20 protein-coding genes are annotated in these 20,724 nt (G+C 74.6%); 11 read left to right on the forward strand and 9 right to left on the reverse strand.

Annotated elements, in window-relative coordinates:
- Positions 1–108: 108 nt before the first annotated feature.
- From ACFVS0_RS04495 to ACFVS0_RS04530, 8 genes are all read right to left on the reverse strand, one after another.
- Positions 109–1,050, reverse strand: a complete 942-nt coding sequence (locus ACFVS0_RS04495) for a 4-(cytidine 5'-diphospho)-2-C-methyl-D-erythritol kinase (protein WP_430548739.1) — start codon at positions 1,048–1,050, stop codon at positions 109–111.
- A complete protein-coding gene (rsmA, locus tag ACFVS0_RS04500; protein ID WP_430587282.1) occupies positions 1,047–1,919 on the reverse strand; it encodes a 16S rRNA (adenine(1518)-N(6)/adenine(1519)-N(6))-dimethyltransferase RsmA in 873 nt (290 codons plus the stop codon). The genes ACFVS0_RS04495 and rsmA overlap by 4 nt, the downstream gene beginning before the upstream one ends.
- A 59-nt stretch (positions 1,920–1,978) precedes the next feature.
- Positions 1,979–3,328, reverse strand: coding sequence for a G5 domain-containing protein (locus tag ACFVS0_RS04505; RefSeq protein WP_430587283.1), 1,350 nt, complete (start codon positions 3,326–3,328; stop codon positions 1,979–1,981).
- Between the two features lie 361 nt (positions 3,329–3,689).
- Positions 3,690–5,012, reverse strand: coding sequence for a transglycosylase family protein (locus tag ACFVS0_RS04510; RefSeq protein WP_430548736.1), 1,323 nt, complete (start codon positions 5,010–5,012; stop codon positions 3,690–3,692).
- 220 nt (positions 5,013–5,232) lie between these two features.
- The gene (locus ACFVS0_RS04515; protein WP_430548735.1) at positions 5,233–6,354 is read right to left on the reverse strand and encodes a ubiquitin-like domain-containing protein; all 1,122 of its coding nucleotides are present in this window, start codon (positions 6,352–6,354) and stop codon (positions 5,233–5,235) included.
- A 169-nt stretch (positions 6,355–6,523) separates the two neighbouring features.
- Positions 6,524–7,438: a TatD family hydrolase gene (locus ACFVS0_RS04520; RefSeq protein WP_430587284.1), complete on the reverse strand. Its 915-nt coding sequence runs from the start codon at positions 7,436–7,438 to the stop codon at positions 6,524–6,526.
- A gap of 1 nt (position 7,439) precedes the next feature.
- A complete protein-coding gene (gene metG, locus ACFVS0_RS04525) occupies positions 7,440–9,224 on the reverse strand; it encodes a methionine--tRNA ligase (protein WP_430548733.1) in 1,785 nt (594 codons plus the stop codon).
- 77 nt (positions 9,225–9,301) lie between these two features.
- Positions 9,302–10,564, reverse strand: coding sequence for a PQQ-dependent sugar dehydrogenase (locus ACFVS0_RS04530; protein WP_430587285.1), 1,263 nt, complete (start codon positions 10,562–10,564; stop codon positions 9,302–9,304).
- Between the two features lie 91 nt (positions 10,565–10,655).
- Here ACFVS0_RS04530 and ACFVS0_RS04535 point away from each other — a divergent pair, with 91 nt between their 5' ends.
- The 3 genes from ACFVS0_RS04535 to ACFVS0_RS04545 all read left to right on the forward strand — a co-directional run bounded on the left by ACFVS0_RS04535 (position 10,656) and on the right by ACFVS0_RS04545 (position 11,786).
- The gene (locus ACFVS0_RS04535) at positions 10,656–10,832 is read left to right on the forward strand and encodes a hypothetical protein (protein ID WP_430564142.1); all 177 of its coding nucleotides are present in this window, start codon (positions 10,656–10,658) and stop codon (positions 10,830–10,832) included.
- Positions 10,833–10,940: 108 nt separating this feature from the next.
- Positions 10,941–11,162 (forward strand): hypothetical protein, encoded by a 222-nt coding sequence (locus ACFVS0_RS04540; RefSeq protein ID WP_430548730.1) that lies wholly within the window; start codon positions 10,941–10,943, stop codon positions 11,160–11,162.
- Between the two features lie 30 nt (positions 11,163–11,192).
- Complete coding sequence (locus ACFVS0_RS04545) at positions 11,193–11,786, forward strand: isochorismatase family protein (RefSeq protein WP_430587286.1); 594 nt, start codon at positions 11,193–11,195, stop codon at positions 11,784–11,786.
- Between the two features lie 64 nt (positions 11,787–11,850).
- On the opposite strand, the gene rsmI is transcribed toward ACFVS0_RS04545, so the two are convergent.
- Positions 11,851–12,756 carry a 16S rRNA (cytidine(1402)-2'-O)-methyltransferase gene (gene rsmI / locus ACFVS0_RS04550; RefSeq protein WP_430564144.1) on the reverse strand — a complete coding sequence of 302 codons (906 nt, stop codon included), beginning with the start codon at positions 12,754–12,756 and terminating at the stop codon, positions 11,851–11,853.
- A 35-nt stretch (positions 12,757–12,791) separates the two neighbouring features.
- Between rsmI and ACFVS0_RS04555 the strand changes: the two genes are divergently transcribed.
- From ACFVS0_RS04555 to ACFVS0_RS04590, 8 genes are all read left to right on the forward strand, one after another.
- The gene (locus ACFVS0_RS04555; RefSeq protein WP_430587287.1) at positions 12,792–14,597 is read left to right on the forward strand and encodes a dolichyl-phosphate-mannose--protein mannosyltransferase; all 1,806 of its coding nucleotides are present in this window, start codon (positions 12,792–12,794) and stop codon (positions 14,595–14,597) included.
- A 180-nt stretch (positions 14,598–14,777) separates the two neighbouring features.
- Positions 14,778–15,479 carry a SipW-dependent-type signal peptide-containing protein gene (locus ACFVS0_RS04560; RefSeq protein ID WP_430587288.1) on the forward strand — a complete coding sequence of 234 codons (702 nt, stop codon included), beginning with the start codon at positions 14,778–14,780 and terminating at the stop codon, positions 15,477–15,479.
- A gap of 97 nt (positions 15,480–15,576) precedes the next feature.
- On the forward strand, positions 15,577–16,644 hold the full coding sequence (locus ACFVS0_RS04565; RefSeq protein WP_430587289.1) for a hypothetical protein: 1,068 nt from the start codon (positions 15,577–15,579) through the stop codon (positions 16,642–16,644).
- Complete coding sequence (locus ACFVS0_RS04570; RefSeq protein ID WP_430548721.1) at positions 16,641–17,270, forward strand: signal peptidase I; 630 nt, start codon at positions 16,641–16,643, stop codon at positions 17,268–17,270. The genes ACFVS0_RS04565 and ACFVS0_RS04570 overlap by 4 nt, the downstream gene beginning before the upstream one ends.
- Positions 17,270–18,166 carry a hypothetical protein gene (locus tag ACFVS0_RS04575; RefSeq protein WP_430587290.1) on the forward strand — a complete coding sequence of 299 codons (897 nt, stop codon included), beginning with the start codon at positions 17,270–17,272 and terminating at the stop codon, positions 18,164–18,166. The genes ACFVS0_RS04570 and ACFVS0_RS04575 overlap by 1 nt, the downstream gene beginning before the upstream one ends.
- Entirely contained in the window at positions 18,163–18,795 is a 633-nt protein-coding gene (locus ACFVS0_RS04580; RefSeq protein ID WP_430587291.1) for a hypothetical protein, read from the forward strand. Before ACFVS0_RS04575 ends, ACFVS0_RS04580 begins: the two co-directional genes overlap by 4 nt.
- Before the next feature lie 73 nt (positions 18,796–18,868).
- Positions 18,869–20,062 carry a sensor histidine kinase gene (locus tag ACFVS0_RS04585; protein ID WP_430587292.1) on the forward strand — a complete coding sequence of 398 codons (1,194 nt, stop codon included), beginning with the start codon at positions 18,869–18,871 and terminating at the stop codon, positions 20,060–20,062.
- On the forward strand, positions 20,059–20,724 hold the full coding sequence (locus ACFVS0_RS04590; RefSeq protein WP_430587293.1) for a response regulator: 666 nt from the start codon (positions 20,059–20,061) through the stop codon (positions 20,722–20,724). Before ACFVS0_RS04585 ends, ACFVS0_RS04590 begins: the two co-directional genes overlap by 4 nt.

The raw sequence follows: 20,724 nt of genomic DNA on the forward strand, positions 1-20,724 counted from the left end.
CAGGGAGATATCGCCCATGATGACCACCAAGGGCCAGCTACCTCGCCGGGATGCGGACTACCTCGGCAGAGGTGGAACTACCTCGGCAGAGGTGGAGCTACCTCGGCGTCACGGGAGGAGGCGGGCGCCGTGCGCGGGGCCCGAGGTGCACCACACGGAGTCGGCGGCACCCTCGGCCGTCCAGGACGCGGCGACGGCCAGCGCGTGCTGGCGCGACCGGGCGAGCGCGGCGACGGTCGGCCCGGAGCCGGAGACGAACGCGCCCAGCGCGCCCGCCTCGTCCGCGACGGCGATGGTGCGCTCCAGCTCGGGGCGCAGCGAGAGCGCCGCGGCCTGGAGGTCGTTGTGCAGGGCCCGCCCGAGGGCGTGCGCGTCGCCGGCGCGCAGCGCCTGCATCAGACCGGTGTCCTCGTCGAGCCCCGGCTCGTCGGCGGCCCCGTCCGGGCCGGCCAGCTCGTCGAAGCGGCCGTAGACGGCGGGGGTGGACAGGCCCTCGGCCTGGGCCGCGAACACCCAGTGGAACTCGCCGCGGGCCATGGCGGGAGTCAGCAGGTGACCGCGACCGGTCCCGACGGCGGTGTGCCCGAGGAGGGCGAAGGGGACGTCCGAGCCGAGCTCCGCGGCGAGCGACGCGAGGTCGTCGCGGCTCAGGCCGGTCTGCCACAGCGCGTCGCACGCCACCAGGGTGGCCGCCGCGTCCGCGGACCCGCCCGCCATGCCCCCGGCGACGGGCACGCCCTTGGCCAGGTGCAGCGCCACGTCCGGCGCGACGCCGACCTGGGCCGCCAGCGCCTCGGCGGCGCGCCAGGCGAGGTTCGTGCCGTCGACGGGCACGAGCTCGGCCTGCGGGCCGTCCACGGTGATCGTCACGCCGGCACCCTCCGGCACCTGCGTGGCGGTCACCTCCTCGTAGAGGGCCACGGCCTGGAAGATCGTCGACAACGGGTGGTAGCCGTCGGCCTGGCGCGCGCCGACGCGCAGCGACAGGTTGACCTTGCCGGGCGCGCGGACGCGGACGGACGGCGACGGGGCGGCGGCAAGATGCGTCACGCGTCCACCGTGCCCGCCGCGACCGGAAGCTGCTCGGCGATCCGCGCGAAGTCCGTGACCTCGAGCCGCTCGCCGCGCAGCCCGGGGTCGACGCCCGCGGCGCGCAGCGCCTCCTCTGCGGCGACACCGGACCCGAACGTGCCGGACAGGGCGGCGCGCAGCGTCTTGCGACGCTGGGCGAACGCGGCGTCGACGACGGCGAAGACCTGCTCGCGCGTCGCGGTCGTGACAGGGGGCTCGCGCTTCTCCAGCGCCACGAGAGCGGAGTCCACGTTGGGCTCCGGCCAGAACACGTGCCGGCTGACGTTGAGCGACCGGCGCGTGTCGGCGTACCAGGCCGCCTTGACCGACGGCACCCCGTAGGTCCGCGACCCGGGCCCCGCCGCGAGGCGGTCGGCCACCTCGGCCTGGACCATGACGAGCACGCGCTCCAGGCTCGGGAACCGCTGCAGGAACGTGAGCAGCACCGGGACGGCGACGTTGTACGGGAGGTTCGCGACGAGCGCCGTCGGCGGCTCCCCCGGCAGCTCGGTGACCTCGAGCGCGTCGGCGGGCACCACCTCGAAGTCGGCGCCGGGCGCGTGCCGGTGCACGGTCTCGACGATCTGGCCCGCCAGCACCGGGTCGATCTCGACCGCGACGACGGACGCTCCGGCCTCCAGCAGCCCGAGGGTCAGCGACCCCAGCCCGGGGCCGATCTCGACGACGCGCTCCCCCGGCTGCAGACCGGCGGCGCGCACGATCTTGCGCACCGTGCCGCCGTCGTGCACGAAGTTCTGCCCGAGCTGCTTGGTGGGGCGGACGCCGAGGCGCCCTGCCAGCTCGCGGATCTCCGCAGGGCCGAGCAGGGCGCCAGGGGTGTTCGTCATGGGGGCGAGTCTATTCGTCGGCCCGCGGCCGACGACTCAGGGACGGCCGGGGAGCCGGCTCAGTACCAGCCCACCGACTGCGAGTGGCCCCACGCGCCGCACGGCGTGCCGTAGACGTCGGCGATGTAGCCGAGACCCCACTCGATCTGCGTGGCGGGGTTGGTCTGCCAGTCGGAGCCGGCCGACGCCATCTTCGAGCCCGGCAGCGACTGCGGGATGCCGTACGCGCCGGACGACGGGTTGGCCGCCGAGGCGTTCCACCCCGACTCCTTGGTCCAGAGCGACTCGAGGCAGGACCACTGCTCGCCGGACCAGCCGCGCGCCGCGGCCATCTGCTTGCCGATCGACCGGGTCGAGCCGGAGTAGGACGGCGTCTTCGGCTCGGGCTCCGGGCGCTCCTTGGTGCCCTTCACCAGCACGCGGGTCACGGGCTTGGTGGTGACCTCGTCCGAGACCTTGGTCTTCTTCACGACCTTGCCGTCGACCGTCGTGACCCGGTGGACGATCGTGCGCTCGCCGTCCTTGCCCTTCTTCACGACCTTCGCGTCGACGTCGGAGTACCGGTCGCCGGACTTCTTGGTCGTCGTCTTGTGGTCGACGGCCTTGGTGGTCGTGACCTTCTTGGTCTCGACGCGCTGCACGACGACGGCCACCTGCGGCGCGGGGGCAGCGGCCTCGGCGGCGACCTGCTCGGTCTGCGCGCCGTCCTTCGTGGCCTGCTTCTCGGCCTGCTTCTGCTGGTCCGCGACGGCCGCGGCGACGTGCTTCTTCACCTCGGCGTTGGCGGCGTCGGTGACGTGCACCCGGTCGTTCTTCCCGAGCTCCACGTCGGCCTCGGCCAGCACGGCCTCGACGTCCTCCGCGTCCTCGACCACGTCGGTCGTGCCGTCGTGCACCACGGCCACCGGGCCGTCCGTGTCGACGTCCACCGGCAGCGAGGCGCGCTCGCCGTCACGGGAGGCGACGATGCGCACGTCGCCGCCGCGAGCGGTGAGGCTGTCGAGCGCCTCGTCGGCGTCGAGCGCGGTGACCCAGGCGTCGGTGTCCTTGCCGTCCACCTGCAGGCTGAGCTCCTTGCCGGAGCGCACGACGACGTCGGAGCCGTCCTCGAGCGTGGCGCCGGCCGCCGGGGTCACGAGGTCGCGGTCGCCGACGACGACACCCTGGGAGGTGAGCAGGTCGTCGACGGAGCCGGAGTAGGACGTCACGGTCTTCACGTCGCCGTCCACGTCGAGCGTGACGGTCTTGCGGGCGTCGGCGTAGGCGACGGCGCCACCGGCGACGGCGACCGCGGCGACGGTCGCGGCGGCCAGGAACGGCCAGCGGCGGCGGGGGCGGGTCGTGGAGGGCGCGACGGTGTCGGCGTCCGGCACGGCGGGCACGGGAGAGGTCTGGGGGGAGCGGGTCACGAGAGTCCAGTCGTCGTGCTGTCCGGGCACGGTGGTCGGGGGCGGGCCGGCGGCCCGTCACGCACCGGGGCGGCGCGCTCGCGCCTCGCTCCCGGCCCCCGCGCCCGAGGGCGCCGAGTTCCGACCCACCGATCCGGCGGTTCAGGGCCCGCGTCACATACACCTGTCGAGCACGGCTCGCACGCGGGACACCCGACCGTAACCGATTCGTTATCGGAGACCTAATCTGTCGGCGGCGTCGTGACGAGACCCACAGCCCGCCCGGCGCGCGCAGGGCCCCGACGCACGACCGCCCGGGACGGCGGTGCCGTCCCGGGCGGTCGGTCGACGCCGGCGGGCACGAGGCCCGACGGACGTCAGGTCAGAGCAGGCCGAGCTTGGCCGCGCACCCGGGCCACTGGCCCCAGCCGGACTGCGCCTGCAGCTTCTTGGCGAGGCGCGTCTGCTCGGCGGCCGAGTTCTCCGACGGGAGACCGGAGCCGCCCATCGCGTGCCAGGTCTGCGCGGAGAACTGGTACAGGCCGTAGTAGCCGTTCCCGGTGTTCGTCGCCGGGTTGCCGCCCGACTCGCACTGGGCGAGGTCGGCCCACACCCCCGCGGGCGCCGAGCCGGTGGCCTTCGACGTCGAACCGGACGACGAGCCCGAGGAGCTCGACGACGAGGACGAGCTGCCGGAGGAGCTCTCCTTCGGCTCCGGCTCGGGCTCCGGCTCCGGGCGCGCCTTGGTGCCCTCGACGACGACCTCCGTGACCGGCTTGGTCGTCACCTTGTCCGAGAGCTTCTTCTTGGCGACGACGTCGCCGTCGACCGTGGTCACGCGGTACGTGAGGGTGCGCTCGCCGTCCTTGCCCTCCTGGGCGACCTTGGTGCCCAGGTCGGCGAAGCGGTCGGCGTCCTTCTCGGTACGCGCCTTGTGGTCCACCGCGACCTTCTTGGTGACCTTCTTCGTCTCGACTCGCTCGATGACGATGCGCACCGCCGGGTCGCCGTCGGTCTTGGCGGTCTGACGCTCGACGAAGACGTGGTCGTCGTCGTCGGCGGTCAGGCCGAGACCCTGGAGGATCGCCTCCAGGCCGACGGAGCCGTCGTCGACCACCGTGGTGGTGCCGTCCGCGACGACGGCGACCGGCTGGTCGGCGTCGAGCTGCAGCGGCAGCGACGCGCGGTCGCCGGAGCGGGAGGCGACGAGGGAGACGTCGGAGCCGCGGGCGTCGAGGCCGCGCAGGGCCTCCTCGGCGTCCAGCGCCGTGACCCACACGTCGTCCTGCTCGCCGTCGACGTCCACCGTGAGCTCGTGCCCGGAGCGGACCACGACCTGCGAGCCGTCGCGCAGGGCGGCGTCGACGGACGGGGTGACGGCGTCGCGCTCGCCCACCTCGACGCCCTGGGCGTCCAGCAGGCCGGCGACGGAGCCGGAGAAGGTCGAGACGGTGCGCGTCGCGCCGTCGATGTCGAGCGTCACGCTCTTGCGCGCGCTCTCGTAGGCCGTGGCCGCACCGCCCGCGACGACGAGCGCGCCGGCGGCGAGACCCGCGATGAGCGGGAGCCGACGGCGACGGCGCGTGGCGGTCGTCGCGGAGGCGGCCGCTGCGTCGGGCCCAGCCTCGGGCATCGACTCGGCCGAGGAGTGGGGAGTCTCGTTCGAGGGGTTCACACAGGTCCAGTCGTCGTGCGGTCCGGTCACGACGGCGGGGTCCCGACTGGCTGTCGGGGTCGTGGTCGATCCGGTGGCTCCGAAGACCGTAACCGGATCGTGACCATCGGCCAAGCCTGGTTATGGTACGGATGCCCGCGTCTGTCCCCTGCTGTCCGATAAGTCGCCACGACCGGGGTGACCTGTCTCACACGTCGCCCGAGCGTGTCGGGACCACGACCCCGGTGTCGGCGGGCTCGACCGGCAGCGGTCAGTACCAGCCCACCGACACGGAGTGGCTCCAGGCCCCGCAGGGGGTGCCGTACCGCCCGGAGATGTAGCCCAGGCCCCACTCGATCTGCGTCGACGGGTTGGTGCGCCAGTCCGACCCGGCGGTCGCCATCTTCGAGCCGGGGAGGGACTGCGGGATGCCGTACGCGCCGCTGGACGGGTTCTCGGCGTTCCAGCGCCAGCCCGACTCCTTGTCCCACAGCTTCTCGAGGCAGGTGTACTGGTCGGCGCCCCAGCCGCGCTCGGCGGCCATCGCCTTGCCGATCGCCTTCGCGGAACCCGGGTCGGGGTTGGCCGTGGAGACCTCGAGCGTGCCCACCACGACGACCTCGTCCACCGGCTTGCGCGTGACCTCGCGGTCGACCACGGTGCGCTCCACCTCGGCGCCGTCCAGGGTGCGCACCTCGTAGGTCGTGACGCGCTCCCCCGGCACGCCGGCCGTGCGCACCACCTCGTACCCCTTCGGCAGCTCGTCGGACTCGACGCGCTCCGTCTCGAACGGGATGACCTCGGTCTTCCGGTCGGCGTCCGTGTTCCCGCGGCTCACCATGACGACCATCCCGTCGACGGCCGCCGCGCCGAGCGGCACGGACGTGCGGTCGTGCTCGCCGAGCGTGATGCCCGCGGTCGCGAGCACGTCGCGGACCGTCGACTGCGCCGTGCGGATCGGCAGCACCAGGCCGTCCACCGCCACCTGCACGGTCTTCGTGGTCGACACCCGCACAGGGGTCCGGTCCAGCGGAGCGGTGCGCGACGCCGACGTCACGGCGTCCGACCCCCGGGGGCCGAGCGCCGCCAGGAGCTCGCCGACCGTGTGCGCCGTCGTCGGGAAGGTGGTGACCTCCCCGTCGATCTCGACCGTCACCTCACGGCTCGAGCGGACCACGACCTGGCCGCCGTCCGCCGCGGGCGACGACGCCGCGGGCTGCACCAGGTCGTCCGGGCCGAGCGGGATGTGGTGGTAGCGCAGCACGTCGGCCACCGACGCACCGTAGGAGCCGACGGTCGCGACGTGGCCGTCGTAGTCGATCGTCATCGTCTTGTGCACCTGCGTGACCGCGACCGTGCCGCCCACCAGCGCCAGGACCACCGTGCCGTGCACGACGTGACGCGCGGGGCCCGAGAGGGCCCCGCGGCGTGGGGTCGACGACGGGACCGTCGCCGTGTCCGACGCGCGCTCCGTCCTCGACCTCCGCACGAGCACCAGACCGTAACGGAACCGTGACCAGGGGGGAAGCCCTCGACCGCTCACGAACCGCTCACCCGGGGGCTCACCACGCGCCGTACACGCGCTCGGACGTCGCCGAGAGCGTCCGGCACACCTCGTCCAGCGGGCGCCCGAGGACGTCCGCCATCGCGCGCACGGTGTGCGCCGCGACGTACGGGGCGTTCGGCTGCCCGCGGTACGGGTGCGGCGGCAGGTACGGCGCGTCCGTCTCGACCAGCACCAGCTCGAGGGGCACGGCGCGCAACGCCGCCCGCAGGTGGTCGTTCCTCGGGTACGTCACCGGGCCGGCGAACGAGAGGAACCAGCCGTGCTCCGCCGCGAGCGCGGCCATCTCCTCGTCGCCCGAGTAGCAGTGGAAGACGGTGCGCTCGGGGGCGCCGTCGGCGAGCAGGACGTCGATCACCTGCGCGTGCGCGTCGCGGTCGTGGATCTGCAGCGCCAGGCCGAGCTCCTTCGCCAGCGCGACGTGGGCGCGGAACGCGTTACGCTGCACGGCCTCGCCCAGGGGGCCGGTGCGGAACAGGTCCATGCCCGTCTCCCCGATCGCGCGCACGCGATCGTGCGAACGCGCGACCTCCGCGACCCGGTCGAGCGCATCGTCGAGCGGCACCCCGTGGTGGGGCGCCGGGTCGGGCTCGAGCCCGTCCGGGCCGACCTCGCGGACGCCGGCGTGCAGCACGGCCTCGTTGGGGTGGATCGCGACGGCCGCGAGCACGCCCGGGTGACCCGCCGCCAGCAGGTCGACGGTCCAGTCGATGCCCGGCAGGTCGCAGCCCACCTGCACGACCCGGTCCACGCCGGCCGCCGCCGCGCGGGCGAGGTGCTCGGCAGCGGTCGGGACGGGCGCGCCGTCGGGAAGGATCCCGGCGATCGCGTCGAGGTGCGTGTGGTTGTCGGCGACGGGCACCGGCAGGGGCGCGGGCTCCGCCGGGAACCCGCGCTCGCGCTTGCGCCCCACCTCAGGCCTTCTCGCGCAGCCGCTCGAGCTCCTCCTCGACGATCGAGTCGTCGAGCTTGGTGAACACGGGGGTGGGCTTCGCGATCTCGGTGCCCGGCGTCACGGGACGCGACTCCCACGAGGGGAAGTCGTAGTCGCCCGTGATGACCGGGTACTGCCGGGTCTCGTCGTCGAGGTCGGTGACCTCGTCGATGCGCGGCTGGGGCGCGAAGGTGCCGGTGCCGCCCATGGTCTCGTGCACCTGCTGGGCGGAGTGCGGCAGGAACGGGCTGAGCAGCGTGTTGCAGTCGCTCACGGCCTGCGTGACCGTGTGCAGCACGGTCGCGAGGCGGTCCGGGTCCGTCTTGAGCTTCCAGGGCTCCGTCTCCGACACGTACCGGTTGACGTCGCCGACCACGCGCATGGCCTCCGCGACCGCCGCCCGCTGCCGGTTGGACTCGATGAGCCCGCCGACCGTGCCGAACGCCGCGGACGTCGACTTGAGGACGCCGCGGTCGACGTCGGCCAGCTCGCCCGGCGTCGGGACCTGCCCGAAGTTCTTGTGCACCATGCTCGCGGTGCGGTTCACGAGGTTGCCCCAGCCCGCCACGAGCTCGTCGTTGGTGCGGCGCAGGAAGCTGTCCCACGTGAAGTCGACGTCCTGGCTCTCCGGGCCCGCGGCCGCCACGTAGTAGCGGAACGCGTCCGGCTGGTAGCGCGCCAGCATGTCGCGGACGTAGATGACGACGCCGCGCGAGCTGGAGAACTTCTGCCCCTCGACGTTGAGGAACTCCGAGCTGACCACCTCGGTGGGCAGCTGCAGCGTCCCGTACGGGCCCGGCGCACCGCCGCGCGAGCCCTTCCCGTCGTAGGCCAGCAGCTCGGCCGGCCAGATCTGGGAGTGGAACGTGATGTTGTCCTTGCCCATGAAGTAGAAGGAGCGGGCCGTCTCCTCGTTCCAGAACGCGCGCCACGCCTCCGGGTCGCCCGTGCGCCGCGCCCACTCGATCGACGCCGAGAGGTACCCGATGACGGCGTCGAACCACACGTACAGCCGCTTGGTCGGGTTCTCCTCCCAGCCCTCGAGCGGCACCGGGATGCCCCAGTCGATGTCGCGCGTCATGGCGCGCGGCCGGATGTCGTCGAGCAGGTTGAGGCTGAAGTTCAGCACGTTCGGGCGCCAGCCGGTGCGGGTGCGCAGCCAGTCGCCCAGCGCGTCCGCGAGCGCCGGCAGGTCGAGGAAGAAGTGGTTCGACTCGACGAACTTCGGCGTCTCGCCGTTGATGCGGCTGCGGGGGTTGATCAGGTCGATCGGGTCGAGCTGGTTGCCGCAGTTGTCGCACTGGTCGCCGCGCGCGCCGTCGTACCCGCAGATGGGGCACGTGCCCTCGATGAACCGGTCGGGCAGCGTGCGGCCGGTGGACGGGGAGATCGCGCCCATCGTGGTCTTCTCGACCATGTAGCCGTTCTTGTACACCGTGCGGAACATCTCCTGCACGACGGCGTAGTGGTTGCGCGTCGTCGTGCGGGTGAACAGGTCGTAGGACAGCCCGAGCGACGTGAGGTCCTCGACGATGACGCGGTTGTAGCGGTCCGCGAGCTGCTGCGGCGTCACGCCCTCCTGCTCCGCCTGCACGAGGATCGGCGTCCCGTGCTCGTCCGTGCCGGAGACCATCAGCACGTCGTGACCCGCCATCCGCATGTGCCGGCTGAAGACGTCGGAGGGAACGCCGAAGCCGGCGACGTGGCCGATGTGCCGCGGGCCGTTGGCGTAGGGCCACGCCACGGCCGAGAGGATGTGGGTCATGCGGGCGATTCTAGGGCCCGCGCGACGGGGCGTCCCGAGCCGTCCGCACCCCGGCTCCGGCCCGCTGCCTCCGCCCGTCAGCCGAAGGTGACCCGCACCAGGCGGTCGTCGCCGTCCCGCGGCGAGCCGCGGCCGTCGGTGTTGTTGGTCAGCACCCACAGGCCACCGGCGTCCCCACCCCCGGGCTCGACGGGCGCCACGTTGCGCAGCCGGCCCAGCTCGCCCGCGAGCAGGGCCTGGGGCTCCCCGAGCGGTCGGGCGCTCCCGTCGGCGTCGACCGCGCCCTTGCTCGCCCCCGGGCTCGGGTCCTCCTCGTCCGCTCCCGAGGCCGTGCTCCCGAAGGGCACGCGCCACAGCCGCTCGCCGCGCAGCCCGGCGAGGTACACGGCGTCGTCGGTCACGGCCAGGCCGGACGGCGACGCGTCGGAGGTGGGCCACCAGGCGACCGGCGCGACGGTGCCGTCGCCCGCCTGCGGCTGCCCTTCGAGGCCCGGCCCCTCGACGTCGGGCCAGCCGTAGTTGCCGCCCGCCTCGATCTGGTTGAGCTCGTCCCACGTGTTCTGCCCGAACTCGCTCGCGAACATCCGGCCCGAGGCGTCCCAGCCGAGGCCCTGCACGTTGCGGTGGCCGAAGGTCCAGACCGGCGAGCCGGGGTCGGGGTTGCCGGGCGCCGGATCCCCGTCGGTCGTGACGCGCAGGATCTTGCCCGCGAGCGACGCGGCGTCCTGGGACGCCTCCCCGTCCCCCGCGTCACCGGTGCCGACGTAGAGGAAGCCGTCGGGGCCGAACGCCAGCCCGCCGCCGTCGTGGTGCCCGGCGCGCGGGATCCCGTCGAGGACGGTCGTGAGCCCGCCGAGCTCCGTCCCGTCCAGCGCGCCGCGCAGCACGGCGTTGTCGTCGGCGCCGGTGCGGTAGACGAACACGTCGCCCGAGCCCGGGTCGCGCGCGACGCCGAGCAGCCCGCCCTCGCCGTCGGGGGTGGTCTGCGCGGCGAGCGCGTCCGCACCGGGACCGGTGACGTCCGTCGTCGTGCCGGCGTCGGGGTCCACGACCACCAGGCGGGCCTCGTCGCGCAGGCTGATCAGCAGCGCGCCGTCCGGCAGCGCGGCGAGCCCCCAGGGCACGTCGAGACCGTCGACGACGGTCTCGACCGAGACGTCGGGCGTGGCCGCCGGTGCCGCGGAGGTCCCCGCAGGGGTGTCGCTCGCCGTCGGTTCCGGGGACGACGACCGCGTCGCCGGGTCCGGGTCGTCGCCCGGGCCGCCGCAGGCCGCGAGCAGGAGCACGAGCGCCGCGACGGGGGCGGCGGCCCCCGGGCGGCGGGTCGGATGGCGCCTCATGACCCCATCCTGCTGCGCGCGGCCGCCACCGTCGACACCGAGCCGCCGGACTGGCATGCTCTCCCCCAAGAACCGGTCAAGGGGGACTGCGATGTCGATCACCGAACGCCTGCGACGCCTGTTCCGTCGTGGCGGCCGGACCCGTCCCGCCGCGCGGCCGGGCCTCCCGCCCCTCTCTGTTGCGGAGGAGCGCGGACGGCCCGCTGCCGGCACCATGGCCGTCCAGCCGCTCTACTGCCCCGACTCCGCGGGCGGCGGCTACTGCTGACGCGGCCCGGGCGCTGGTGCCCCGGGTGACCGTCGTCGACACCCGACCGACTCGCGACCTACTCTTGACGAACGGTTTTCGGACTGCGGTTCCGACGGAGGGGTCGTCATGAATCTCAGCGCAAGGCTCAGGGCCACGTTCCACCGCCGCGAGAAGCTGCCGCGCCTCGATCCCTCCGAGCGCCGCCCGCCCTCCTGGGCCGCGGACCCCCGGCTCGAGCCCGACAAGATGGACATGCGCAACCGTCGCTCCGCGGACGCGTTCGGCATGGGCTACCTGGACGGCGGGGGATTCTTCGACGGCGGTGGTGGCGGCGGCGACGGTCCCTGATCCGCCGCGCACCGTGGCAGGCTGGGTGGCATGAGCGATGCCGTGCCCGCCTCCGTCCGCGCCCTGATCGTCGTCGACGTCCAGCCCACGTTCTGCGAGGGCGGCGAGCTCGCCGTCGACGGCGGGAACCAGGTCGCCGCGGACGTCGCGGCCTACGCGGCCGCGCACCGCGACCGGTACGAGATCGTCGTGACCACGCAGGACTGGCACGTGGACCCGGGCGACCACTTCAGCGACCACCCCGACTTCGTCGACTCCTGGCCGCCGCACGGCCTCGCCGGCACGCCGAACGCCGAGCTGCACCCCGCCCTCGCGGGCCTGCGCCCGGACGTGTCCGTGAAGAAGGGCCAGTACGCCCACGGCTACTCCGGCTTCGAGGGCACGGACGCCGACGGCCGCACGCTGGAGCAGGCGCTGCGCGACGCCCGCGTCGAGGCGGTCGACGTCGTCGGACTCGTCGAGTCGCACTGCGTCAAGCGCACCGCCCTCGACGCCGTCGGCCTGGGCCTGGCGACGCGCGTGCTCACCGACCTCACCATCCCCGTCAGCCCCGAGCAGGGCGAGCAGGCCCGCGCCGAGCTCGCCGCCGCCGGCGTCGAGCTCACCCCCTCGACCGCCGCCTGACGGCCGAACATGCACCCGTGCACGTTCTGAGCGCTCAGGACGTGCGCAACTGCATGCTCGGCAGCTACTTCGCGGCGAGGGCGGCCGCGTAGAGGTCGCGCTTGGGCACCCCGGCCGCGGTGGCGACGTCGGCGACGGCGGCCTTGAGCCGCTCCCCCGCGCGGACGCGGGCCAGGACCTCGGGCACGAGGTCCTCGACGCTGGGAGCCGCACCCGCGGGCGCGCCTCCGACGACGACGCAGATCTCGCCGCGCAGCCCCTCGCCGCCCGCGGCGCGGGCGTCGGCCTCGGCGACGACGTCCGCGAGCGGGCCGCGGAGCACCTCCTCGTACGTCTTGGTCAGCTCACGGCAGACGGCGGCGGGCCGGGCGGGGCCGAACGCGTCGGCCATGGCGTGCAGCGTGTCGGTGATCCGGTGCGGCGCCTCGAAGAAGACCATCGTGCGCGGCTCCGCGGCGAGCGCGCCGAGCCACCGCGACCGCTCCCCCGCCTTGCGCGGCACGAACCCCTCGAAGGTGAACCGGTCGGTGGGCAGCCCGGACAGGGCGAGCGCGGTGAGCACCGCCGACGGACCGGGGGCCGCCGTCACGCGCAGGTCCCGCTCCACGGCGCGGGCCACGACGCGGTAGCCCGGGTCGGACACCGCGGGCATGCCGGCGTCCGACACCACGAGCACGGTGCCGCCGTCCGCGACGACGTCGAGCAGCTCGTCGGCGCGGGCCTCCTCGTTGTGCTCGTGGTACGACGTCACGCGCCCGGCCACGGTCACGCCCAGTCGCGCGGCCAGGGCGTGCAGGCGGCGCGTGTCCTCGGCCGCGACGACGTCGGCCTCCGCGAGCAGCCGGCGCAGCCGCGGCGACGCATCCTCCGCGTTCCCGATGGGCGTCGCCGCGAGCACGACCGCCCCGGCCTCGGAGTGCGGGGCTGGACGGGTGTCGGGAGACGGCGCGGCGGAGGGCTCGGGGGTCATGGTGACCAGCGTCGCACGCCCCCTACGATGACCCGGTGACCGCCCCCGACGCCGACGCCACCGCCACCGGCGATCCCGCGCCCGCGGGCACGCCACCGAGCCACGCGCGCCACCGCGCGGCCGAGGCCCCGGACGGGACGCCCGCGGCCGACGGCACGCCGGAGCCCCCGGCGCACGGGGCCCCGCCGCCGGCGTTCCCCGGCACCCCGGCGCCGCCGTCCCCGATGCCCGCGGACGGCGACGGTCGCACCACGCAGGCGAAGCTGCTGGATCGGCTGCTCGGCGCGCGGCGCGTCCGTCTCGACCTGCGCCGCCGCGACCGGTTCTGGGGCTGGTTCGGCACGATCGTCGTCACGCTGCTGGCGGCGGCCACCCGGCTGTGGCAGCTGGGGCAGCCGCACAAGCTCGTGTTCGACGAGACCTACTACGTCAAGGACGCGTTCACCCTCGGCCGCCTCGGTTTCGAGGCGCAGTGGCCCGACGAGCCGAACCCGGCGTTCGAGGCCGGCGACGTCCTCACCTACCTCGACAAGGCCGCCTACGTCGTCCACCCGCCGATCGGCAAGTGGATGATCTGGCTCGGCATGGACGCGGGCGGCGGCGCCACCAGCTCCTTCGCGTGGCGGCTGTCCAGCGCGGTCGTCGGGATCCTCGCCGTGTTCCTGCTGGTCCGGATCGCCCGCCGGCTGTTCTCGTCGACCACGATGGGGGTGGTCGCGGGCCTGCTGCTCGCCGTCGACGGCGAGGCCATCGTGCACTCCCGCACGGCCCTGCTCGACCAGTTCCTCATGTTCTGGGTGCTGATCGCGTTCGGCTGCCTCGTCATGGACCGCGAGCAGGCCAGACGCCGGCTCGCGGGCCGGGTCGCCGAGATCCTCGACGCCGGCGGCACCGTGGCGCGCTACGGTCCGCGGCTGGGCTTCCGCTGGTGGCGCCTCGCCGCGGGCGTCAGCCTCGGCCTCGCCTGCGGCACCAAGTGGTCGGGCCTGTGGTTCGTCGCCGTCTTCGGCATCCTCACCGTGCTGTGGGACCTCGCGGCCCGCCGCGCCGCCGGCGTCGGCCGCTGGTGGGAGGACTCCCTCGTCGTGGACGCCGTGCCCGCGTTCCTCACGATCGTGCCCACCGCGATCGTGGTCTACGTCGCGTCGTGGTCGTCGTGGTTCGTGAACCAGGGCGCCTACCTGCGGCAGTGGGCGGCGGAGCACCCCGGCGAGGGCGTCACCTGGCTGCCCGACCCGCTGCGCAGCCTGCTCCACTACCACCAGCAGATGTGGGACTTCCACACCGGGCTCTCCTCCGACCACCCGTACGCCTCGCACCCCCTGGGCTGGATCGTGCAGTGGCGGCCGACGTCGTTCTTCTGGGAGAAGGAGGCCCCCGGCCAGGGCACGTGCCCCGCCGACGCCGCGGAGGCGTGCGCCCGCGCCGTCACGTCGCTCGGGAACCCGCTGCTGTGGCTCCTCGGCGCGATCGCCCTCGTCGCGACGATCTGGCTGGGGATCCGGCTGCGCGACTGGCGCGCCCTCGCCGTCCTGAGCGGCACCGCCGCCGGCTGGCTGCCCTGGTTCGCCTACGCGCCGCCGTTCAGCGACCGGACGATCTTCACCTTCTACTCGATCGTCTTCACGCCGTTCGTGGTGCTGACGCTCGTCTACCCCATGGTCGTGGCGCTGGAGCGCACGGAGGGACGACGGCGCGAGCGCTCGCTCGCCGTGGCGACGATCGTCGCCGTGCTCGTGGTGATCCTCGCCGTGTCGGCGATCTTCTACCCGCTGTGGACGGGCATGCAGGTGCCGTACTCCTACTGGCAGAACGTCATGCGGCTGGAGTCCTGGATCTAGGAGTTCCGGCTCTCACCCACCCCCGCACTGGGGTTTCCCCTAGCAGTGGTCAGACCACTCCCGTGCGCCGCCGAAGACTGGGGACCGTTGCGACGGCGAGTCACCGGACGACGGAGAAGACCTCCACGGCGAGCATCCTCGCGCGATACGCAACGCGACCGCACGAAGGGTGAGGCCATCATGAACACGAGGACCAAGGGGATCGTCGCCGGTGTCGCAGGTGCCGCTCTGCTGCTCGGCGCGGGGGGCACCTTCGCCCTCTGGCACGACCAGGGACAGGTCGCCGGGGGCGTCATCCGCGCCGGCCACCTGAAGGTGCAGGCGGAGGAGACGCAGTGGTTCGACGTGTCGCCCGATCGCGGCGACGCCCAGGACCTCACGAGCGAGGTCGGCCCGGCGCTGAGCTGGGACGTCAGCTGGCTCGGGCAGGAGCAGTCGCTCCCGATCGGCGTCACGACCGAGTTCCAGACCCTCGACCCTGACGCCACCGGCTCCGCCACGGGCCAGGTCGTCGGTCACCAGATCGACCTCGGCACGTGGCAGGCGGTGCCCGGCGACTTCGTCCTCGGGCAGACGCGGGTGACGGCCTACGCCGAGGGCGACAACATGGAGGCCCGGCTCTCCGTCCACGGCGCCTCCCTCGACGGCGAGCTCGCCCAGGGGCTGGGCCTGAAGTTCTTCGTGACCGACCAGAACGGGAACGTCGTGAGCGGCGCCCACGACGTGTCCGAGGCCGCCGACCTGCACTTCCCGGGGTCGGGCATGCAGGAGCTGCGGGTGTTCGTCCTCGGGAACCTGCCGCGCGCGATCGACCGGCAGGACCTGACGGGCACCGAAGCCGTCCTGCAGGACATGAACGTGATGCTGGAGCAGATCCGCTGACGGCACCCGCCACCTGACGCCTCCCGGGCCCGGCGACCACCGCGGCCCGGGAGCGCGTCGGCGGCACCCGCTGCAGACCCTCTGAAGGAGGCTCCCCATGAAGCGCGCAGCCAGCCTCGCCGCCGGCGCCCTCGCCGGCGCCCTGCTCCTCGGGTCGACCGGCACCACCACCGCGGCCTGGCGGTCGGAGGCGCCCGTCCCCGCCGCGACCCTCGCGGCCGGCGACCTCGACGTCACGCTCGACGCCGCGGACGGGTCCCCGGACCCCGGCACGATCGAGCCGAACGGCGAGCTCACGGCGGCCTACGACCTCGGCACGGCGATGCGCGGGGACAACCTCGACGCGGTCCTGCGGCTCGCGGTCCCCGCCTGGCGCGACAGCACGCTCCTCGAGGTCCTCGAGATCTCGGCCGTGGTCGAGCAGGACGGCGTGGAGGTGGCGACCGGGACGCTCGACGCCGAGGGCGCGTTCCGCTTCGACGGCGCGCCCGACGTCCCCGTCGAGCTCCCGCACGACGCCGCCGGCGCGCTCACCGTGACGCTCACCGTGACGATGGACCAGTGGGCGGGGAACGCCTACCAGGGCCTCCGGCTGGAGGACGGCGACCTCGTCGCGGACCTGTGGCAGGTCCGGGCGGGCGAGTCGGTGGACGACCGCGAGCGCCTGTGGAGCGACTCCGCGGCGGTTCCCGCGCCCCCCGTCGTGAGCGGCTCCCTGGAGGTCGAGGTCGACGCGGCCCCGCGCGCCCGGGAGGACGACGCCGCCCGGTCGGACGACGAGGCCGAGCCCGACTCCTCCGACGCGACGGCCGGCACCGAGCAGGCCGACCCGGCCGAGGCGCCGGACGACACCGCCCCGGAACCCGAGCCGAGCACGGAACCCGACGCGGAGCCCGAGCCTGCGGAGACCTCTCCCGCCGAGCCCGAGCCCACCGAGCCCGAGCCCACCGAGACGTCCGACGACGGACCGTCGGACGCCGGCGAGGCTGACGCCGAGCCGGAGCCCGAGTGGGCCGACGACCTGCTCGACCTGCTCGACCGGGCCGGTCTCGACGAGGCCGCCGTCGACCCGGACGAGCTTCCCGCCGAGGTCGAGGAGTGGGCCGAGGCCCAGGGGATCGCGCTGGACGACGTGCGCGCCTGGCTCGAGGGGAGGACGTCATGACCACCAGCACGGGGCAGGCCCCGGCCGTCGGCACGACGTCGTCCCCCGCACTCCGGTCGCGCCCCGCCGGGCGCCCGCGGCGCGTCCTCGGGAGGATCGCGTCCGTCCTGCTCGGCGCCGTCATGGTCGCCCTGCTCGCGCTGGCCGGGGCCGCCGTGGTCGTCCCCAAGGCCATGGGCGCCACCCCGCTCACGGTGCTGACCGGCTCGATGGAGCCGGCGCTCTCCCCCGGCGACGTCGTGGTGGTGCGCCCGGTCGACCCGGCGGACGTCCAGGTGGGCGACGTCCTGACCTTCCAGCCCGTCTCCGGCGACCCCACCCTGGTGACCCACCGGGTCGTCGGGATCACGTGGGGCGGCGACGGGGCTGCCGGCTTCATCACCCGCGGCGACGCCAACGGCGCCGACGACGACCCGATCGTCGCCGACCAGGTGCAGGGCCGCGTCGTGTACTCGATCCCGCTGGTCGGCCACGTGACGAACGCGTCGTGGGCGCCCACGGCGGTGAAGGTCGCCGCCGTCGGCCTCATCCTCTACGGCGTCGTCGCGGTCGTGACGCCCGACCGCTCGCGGGGCACCCGCCGTCGCGCGGAGCGGACCACCGACCGAGAACAGGGAGCATCGTGATGACCAGGAACCGCACCCGGGCCCTCGCCCTCGCCGTGGTGCTCGCCGCCACCGGGGCCGTCGCCCCGTCGGCCTCCGCCGTGGTCGCGGCCTCCGCGACCGCCCCGGCCACGATCGTGCGGGCGGACGCGGCGAGCCCGGTCACCCCGGAGCACGACACCGACGGCACGCCCCTCGTCCGCCTGACCGGCGCCGTGACGCCGGGCGACGCGATCCTCGTCGACGGCTCGCTGCTCGGCGAGGTCGTCGTCGTCCCGGGCGACTCCGGCCGGGCGGTGCTGCGGGTGCGCAACGACGGTCCGACCGCCGGCACGCTCACGGCGAGCGTCGTCGACGCCGTCGCCTTCCGCGACGCCGGCGACGCGAGCTGGGCCGACGACTCGTTCTACGACGACCTGACCGTCAACGGGGTCCCCGCCACGCAGCTGGAGGGCCGTCGGACGGTGATCCACGAGGTCGCCCTGGACCGGGGCGCCACCGTCGACATCCCCGTCGACTACGCCTTCCCGGTGGAGGCGACGAGCGGCAACCGCGCCTTCGTGGGCGAGCGCGTCTTCACGTTCGACCTCCTGCTCCGCATCCTCGGCGACACCCCCGACCCCGACGCACCGGGCGAGGACGCACCGGGCGACGACGGTCCCCGCGCGGTCCCCGGCGACGACGGACCGGGGTCGGGCACCGCGGACCGCAGCACGGCCACCGGCGGCACCGGGACGACCCGCACGGCCACCGGCGACGCCGGCACCAGCGGGCTCGTCGCCCGCACGGGCGGTGCCGCTCTCCCGGCCGACCCGCCCTGGCTGCTCCTCGCGGGCGCGCTGCTCGCGCTCACCGCGGCGGGCGCCGCCCGGGCCCTGCGCCGCCACCGGGCGACGTCCCGCGAGGTGCCCGAGTGAGACGAGGGGTGCGGGCCCTGCTGGTCGCGGTCCTCGCGCTGTCGCTCGGCGGCGCGGCGACCGTGACCTGGCTCGGGCTGCAGGGCGGCGACACGTGCGCCGCCGCCCAGCGCGACCTCGACGGCCGGTGCGTCCGCCTCGACGCCCGGCCCGACGTCGCGGGCGCGGACCTGCGCGCGACGGGCGGCCGGTTCCAGGCACCGGCCCAGGACCTCGACGTCCCCCTCACCTCGATGTCCGCCACGGGCGGGGCGCTCGACCCGCCCACGCTCACCGAGGCGTTCGAGGTCCGGGACCCGGGGCGGACCTCGGCCGAGGGCAGCCGGCCCCGGCTCGTGGCCGTGCACGCCGTGCGCGACGGGCGCGCGCCCGGCAACGCGTTCTTCGAGCCGGGGGCGCACGACCCCGTCGTCACGGTCTCCCCCGGTGACGAGCTGCGGGTCGACGGCGTCACCTACCTCGTGGAGAGCACCGAGGTGCTGAGCAAGGCCGACGCCGCGGCCTCCCCCGACGTCTGGGGCCACCGCCCGGACGGCGAGGCGCGCCTCGTCGTGCTCACGTGCCTGCAGCGCGCAGGCAGCACCGGAGCCGCGCGGGACAACCTGGTGATCCACGCCGTGCGCGCCTGACCAGGCCGTGCACGCAGGACGGACGGCAGCCGCTCCGGTTGCCTGAAGGCGTCCCCCCTGTCGACGATGAGGGGTGGTCCGAGACGCGGAGCGGGACGAGCGTCGTGCCTTCGCGCTCATCGCGATGACCGGCGTCGCGCTGATCGCTGTCGTCCCGGCCGCCGAGCTCGCGCTCTGGGAGATGGAGGGCATCGCGCCCGTCGACAGCACCGGTGCGCCGGTGTTCGGGCAGCCCGAGCTAGTGTTCGTCGTCCGCGTCACCGCCCTCCTCGTCGGTGGAGTCGTCGTCGCGAGCGCGCTCGCGGCGGCGCTGCTGCTCAGGCTGCACATCCTGCACTGGTCGCGCGGGGCGCGTATCGCCCTCGTCGTCGGCCTGAGCCTCGGGATCGGGGCCACCCGCACCGGAGCGGTGTACCTCGGCCTGCCGCAGGGCGCGTCCACCGAGTTCCTCGTCGTCGAGACCGTGCTGGCCACCCTCGAGGCGTCCTTCGCGATCTCGATCGCGCTCTACTACGTGGGCACCCGTCGCCGCATCCGGGACGAGGAGCGTCGCCACCTGGAGGAGACGCAGCGCACCGAGCTCGCGCGCATCGAGGCCGAGAAGGAGGAGCTGCGGGTGCGGCGCGAGGTCTCCCGGGAGCTGCACGGGGGCCTGCAGCAGCGCCTCGTCCTGGCGATCCGGGAGCTGGAGACGGTCCGCGACGAGCTGCGGCGCGCCGGACAGGAGAGCGCGGCGCGCTCCGTCGAGGCGGTCTCCGAGGCGCTGGACGAGTTCCGCGAGTCCGAGGTGCGCACGGTGGCCCACACCCTGTACCCCCTGGCGGGCGACTTCGCCCTGTCCGCGGCGCTGCTGCTCCTCGCGGACCGGCTGCCGCCGACGGTCCGGATGGACGTGCGCTACGAGGGCGTCGCCGACGCGCTGCTCGCCGGGTACGACCTGCCCCCCGCGGACCGGGTGATGCTGTTCTCCATCGTCGAGGAGGGGGTCAACAACGCCGTGCGGCACGGGCGGGCCGGTGTCATCGACGTCGTGGTCCGCGGTGACCAGAGCGCCGACGGCTGGGGCACCGCGCTCGTCACCGTCGACGACGACGGCGTCGGGATCGACGGCGAGCCGGAGCTCTCGGGGATCGCGCGCCTGCGGGCACGGGTGCAGGGTCGGGGCGGGGAGCTCACGCTCGGCCCGTCACCCGCGGGAGGGGCCAGGCTGGCCGCCAGGCTGCCGGTGCTCGTCGTCGCGTCGCCCGGGGCGGAGAGCCGACGATGAGCGCCGCCCCCCGCACGCTGCGCGTGGCCGTCGTCGAGGACGAGGCGATGGTGCGCGGCCTGGTCCTGGCCCTGTTGCGCGGGCAGCCCGGCATCGAGGTCGTGGCCGACGCGGCGGGCCAGCGCGCGGCGCTCGACGTCATCCGGCCGGCCGAGGCCGACGTCGCCCTCCTCGACATCGAGCTCGAGGACGGCAACGGCATCGCCCTCGGGCGTGCCCTCCAGGAGCGGGACCCCGCGCTGCGGATCCTGCTCGTGTCCAGCCACAACCTCCTCGCCCTGGTGCGCTCGATCAGCGCCGCCGCCCCGACCGCGTGGAGCTACCTGTCCAAGCGGTCGTCGGCCCAGCCCGGCGAGCTCGTGCGGGCCGTGACCGCGGTGGGGAAGGGCCGGGTCGTGATCGACCCGGCCCTGGTGAGCCGCTCGGTGCCGCGGTCGGACACGCCCCTGGCGCTGCTGTCCGTGGCGCAGTTCCGGGTGCTGCAGCTCGTCGCGGAGGGACGCGGGAACGGCCGGGTGGCCGCCGAGCTCGGCATCACGCCGAAGGCGGTCGAGGCCCACCTCACCAGCGTCTACAAGCGGCTGGACCTGCCGGACGGGGCCAACAACCGCGTCGCCGCGGTGCTCGAGTTCCTCCGGCAGTCCGTGCGCCCCGGGGCCTGA

Origin of the sequence: Isoptericola sp. NPDC058082, from assembly GCF_042885055.1 — a bacterium.
GTDB lineage: Bacteria > Actinomycetota > Actinomycetes > Actinomycetales > Cellulomonadaceae > Isoptericola.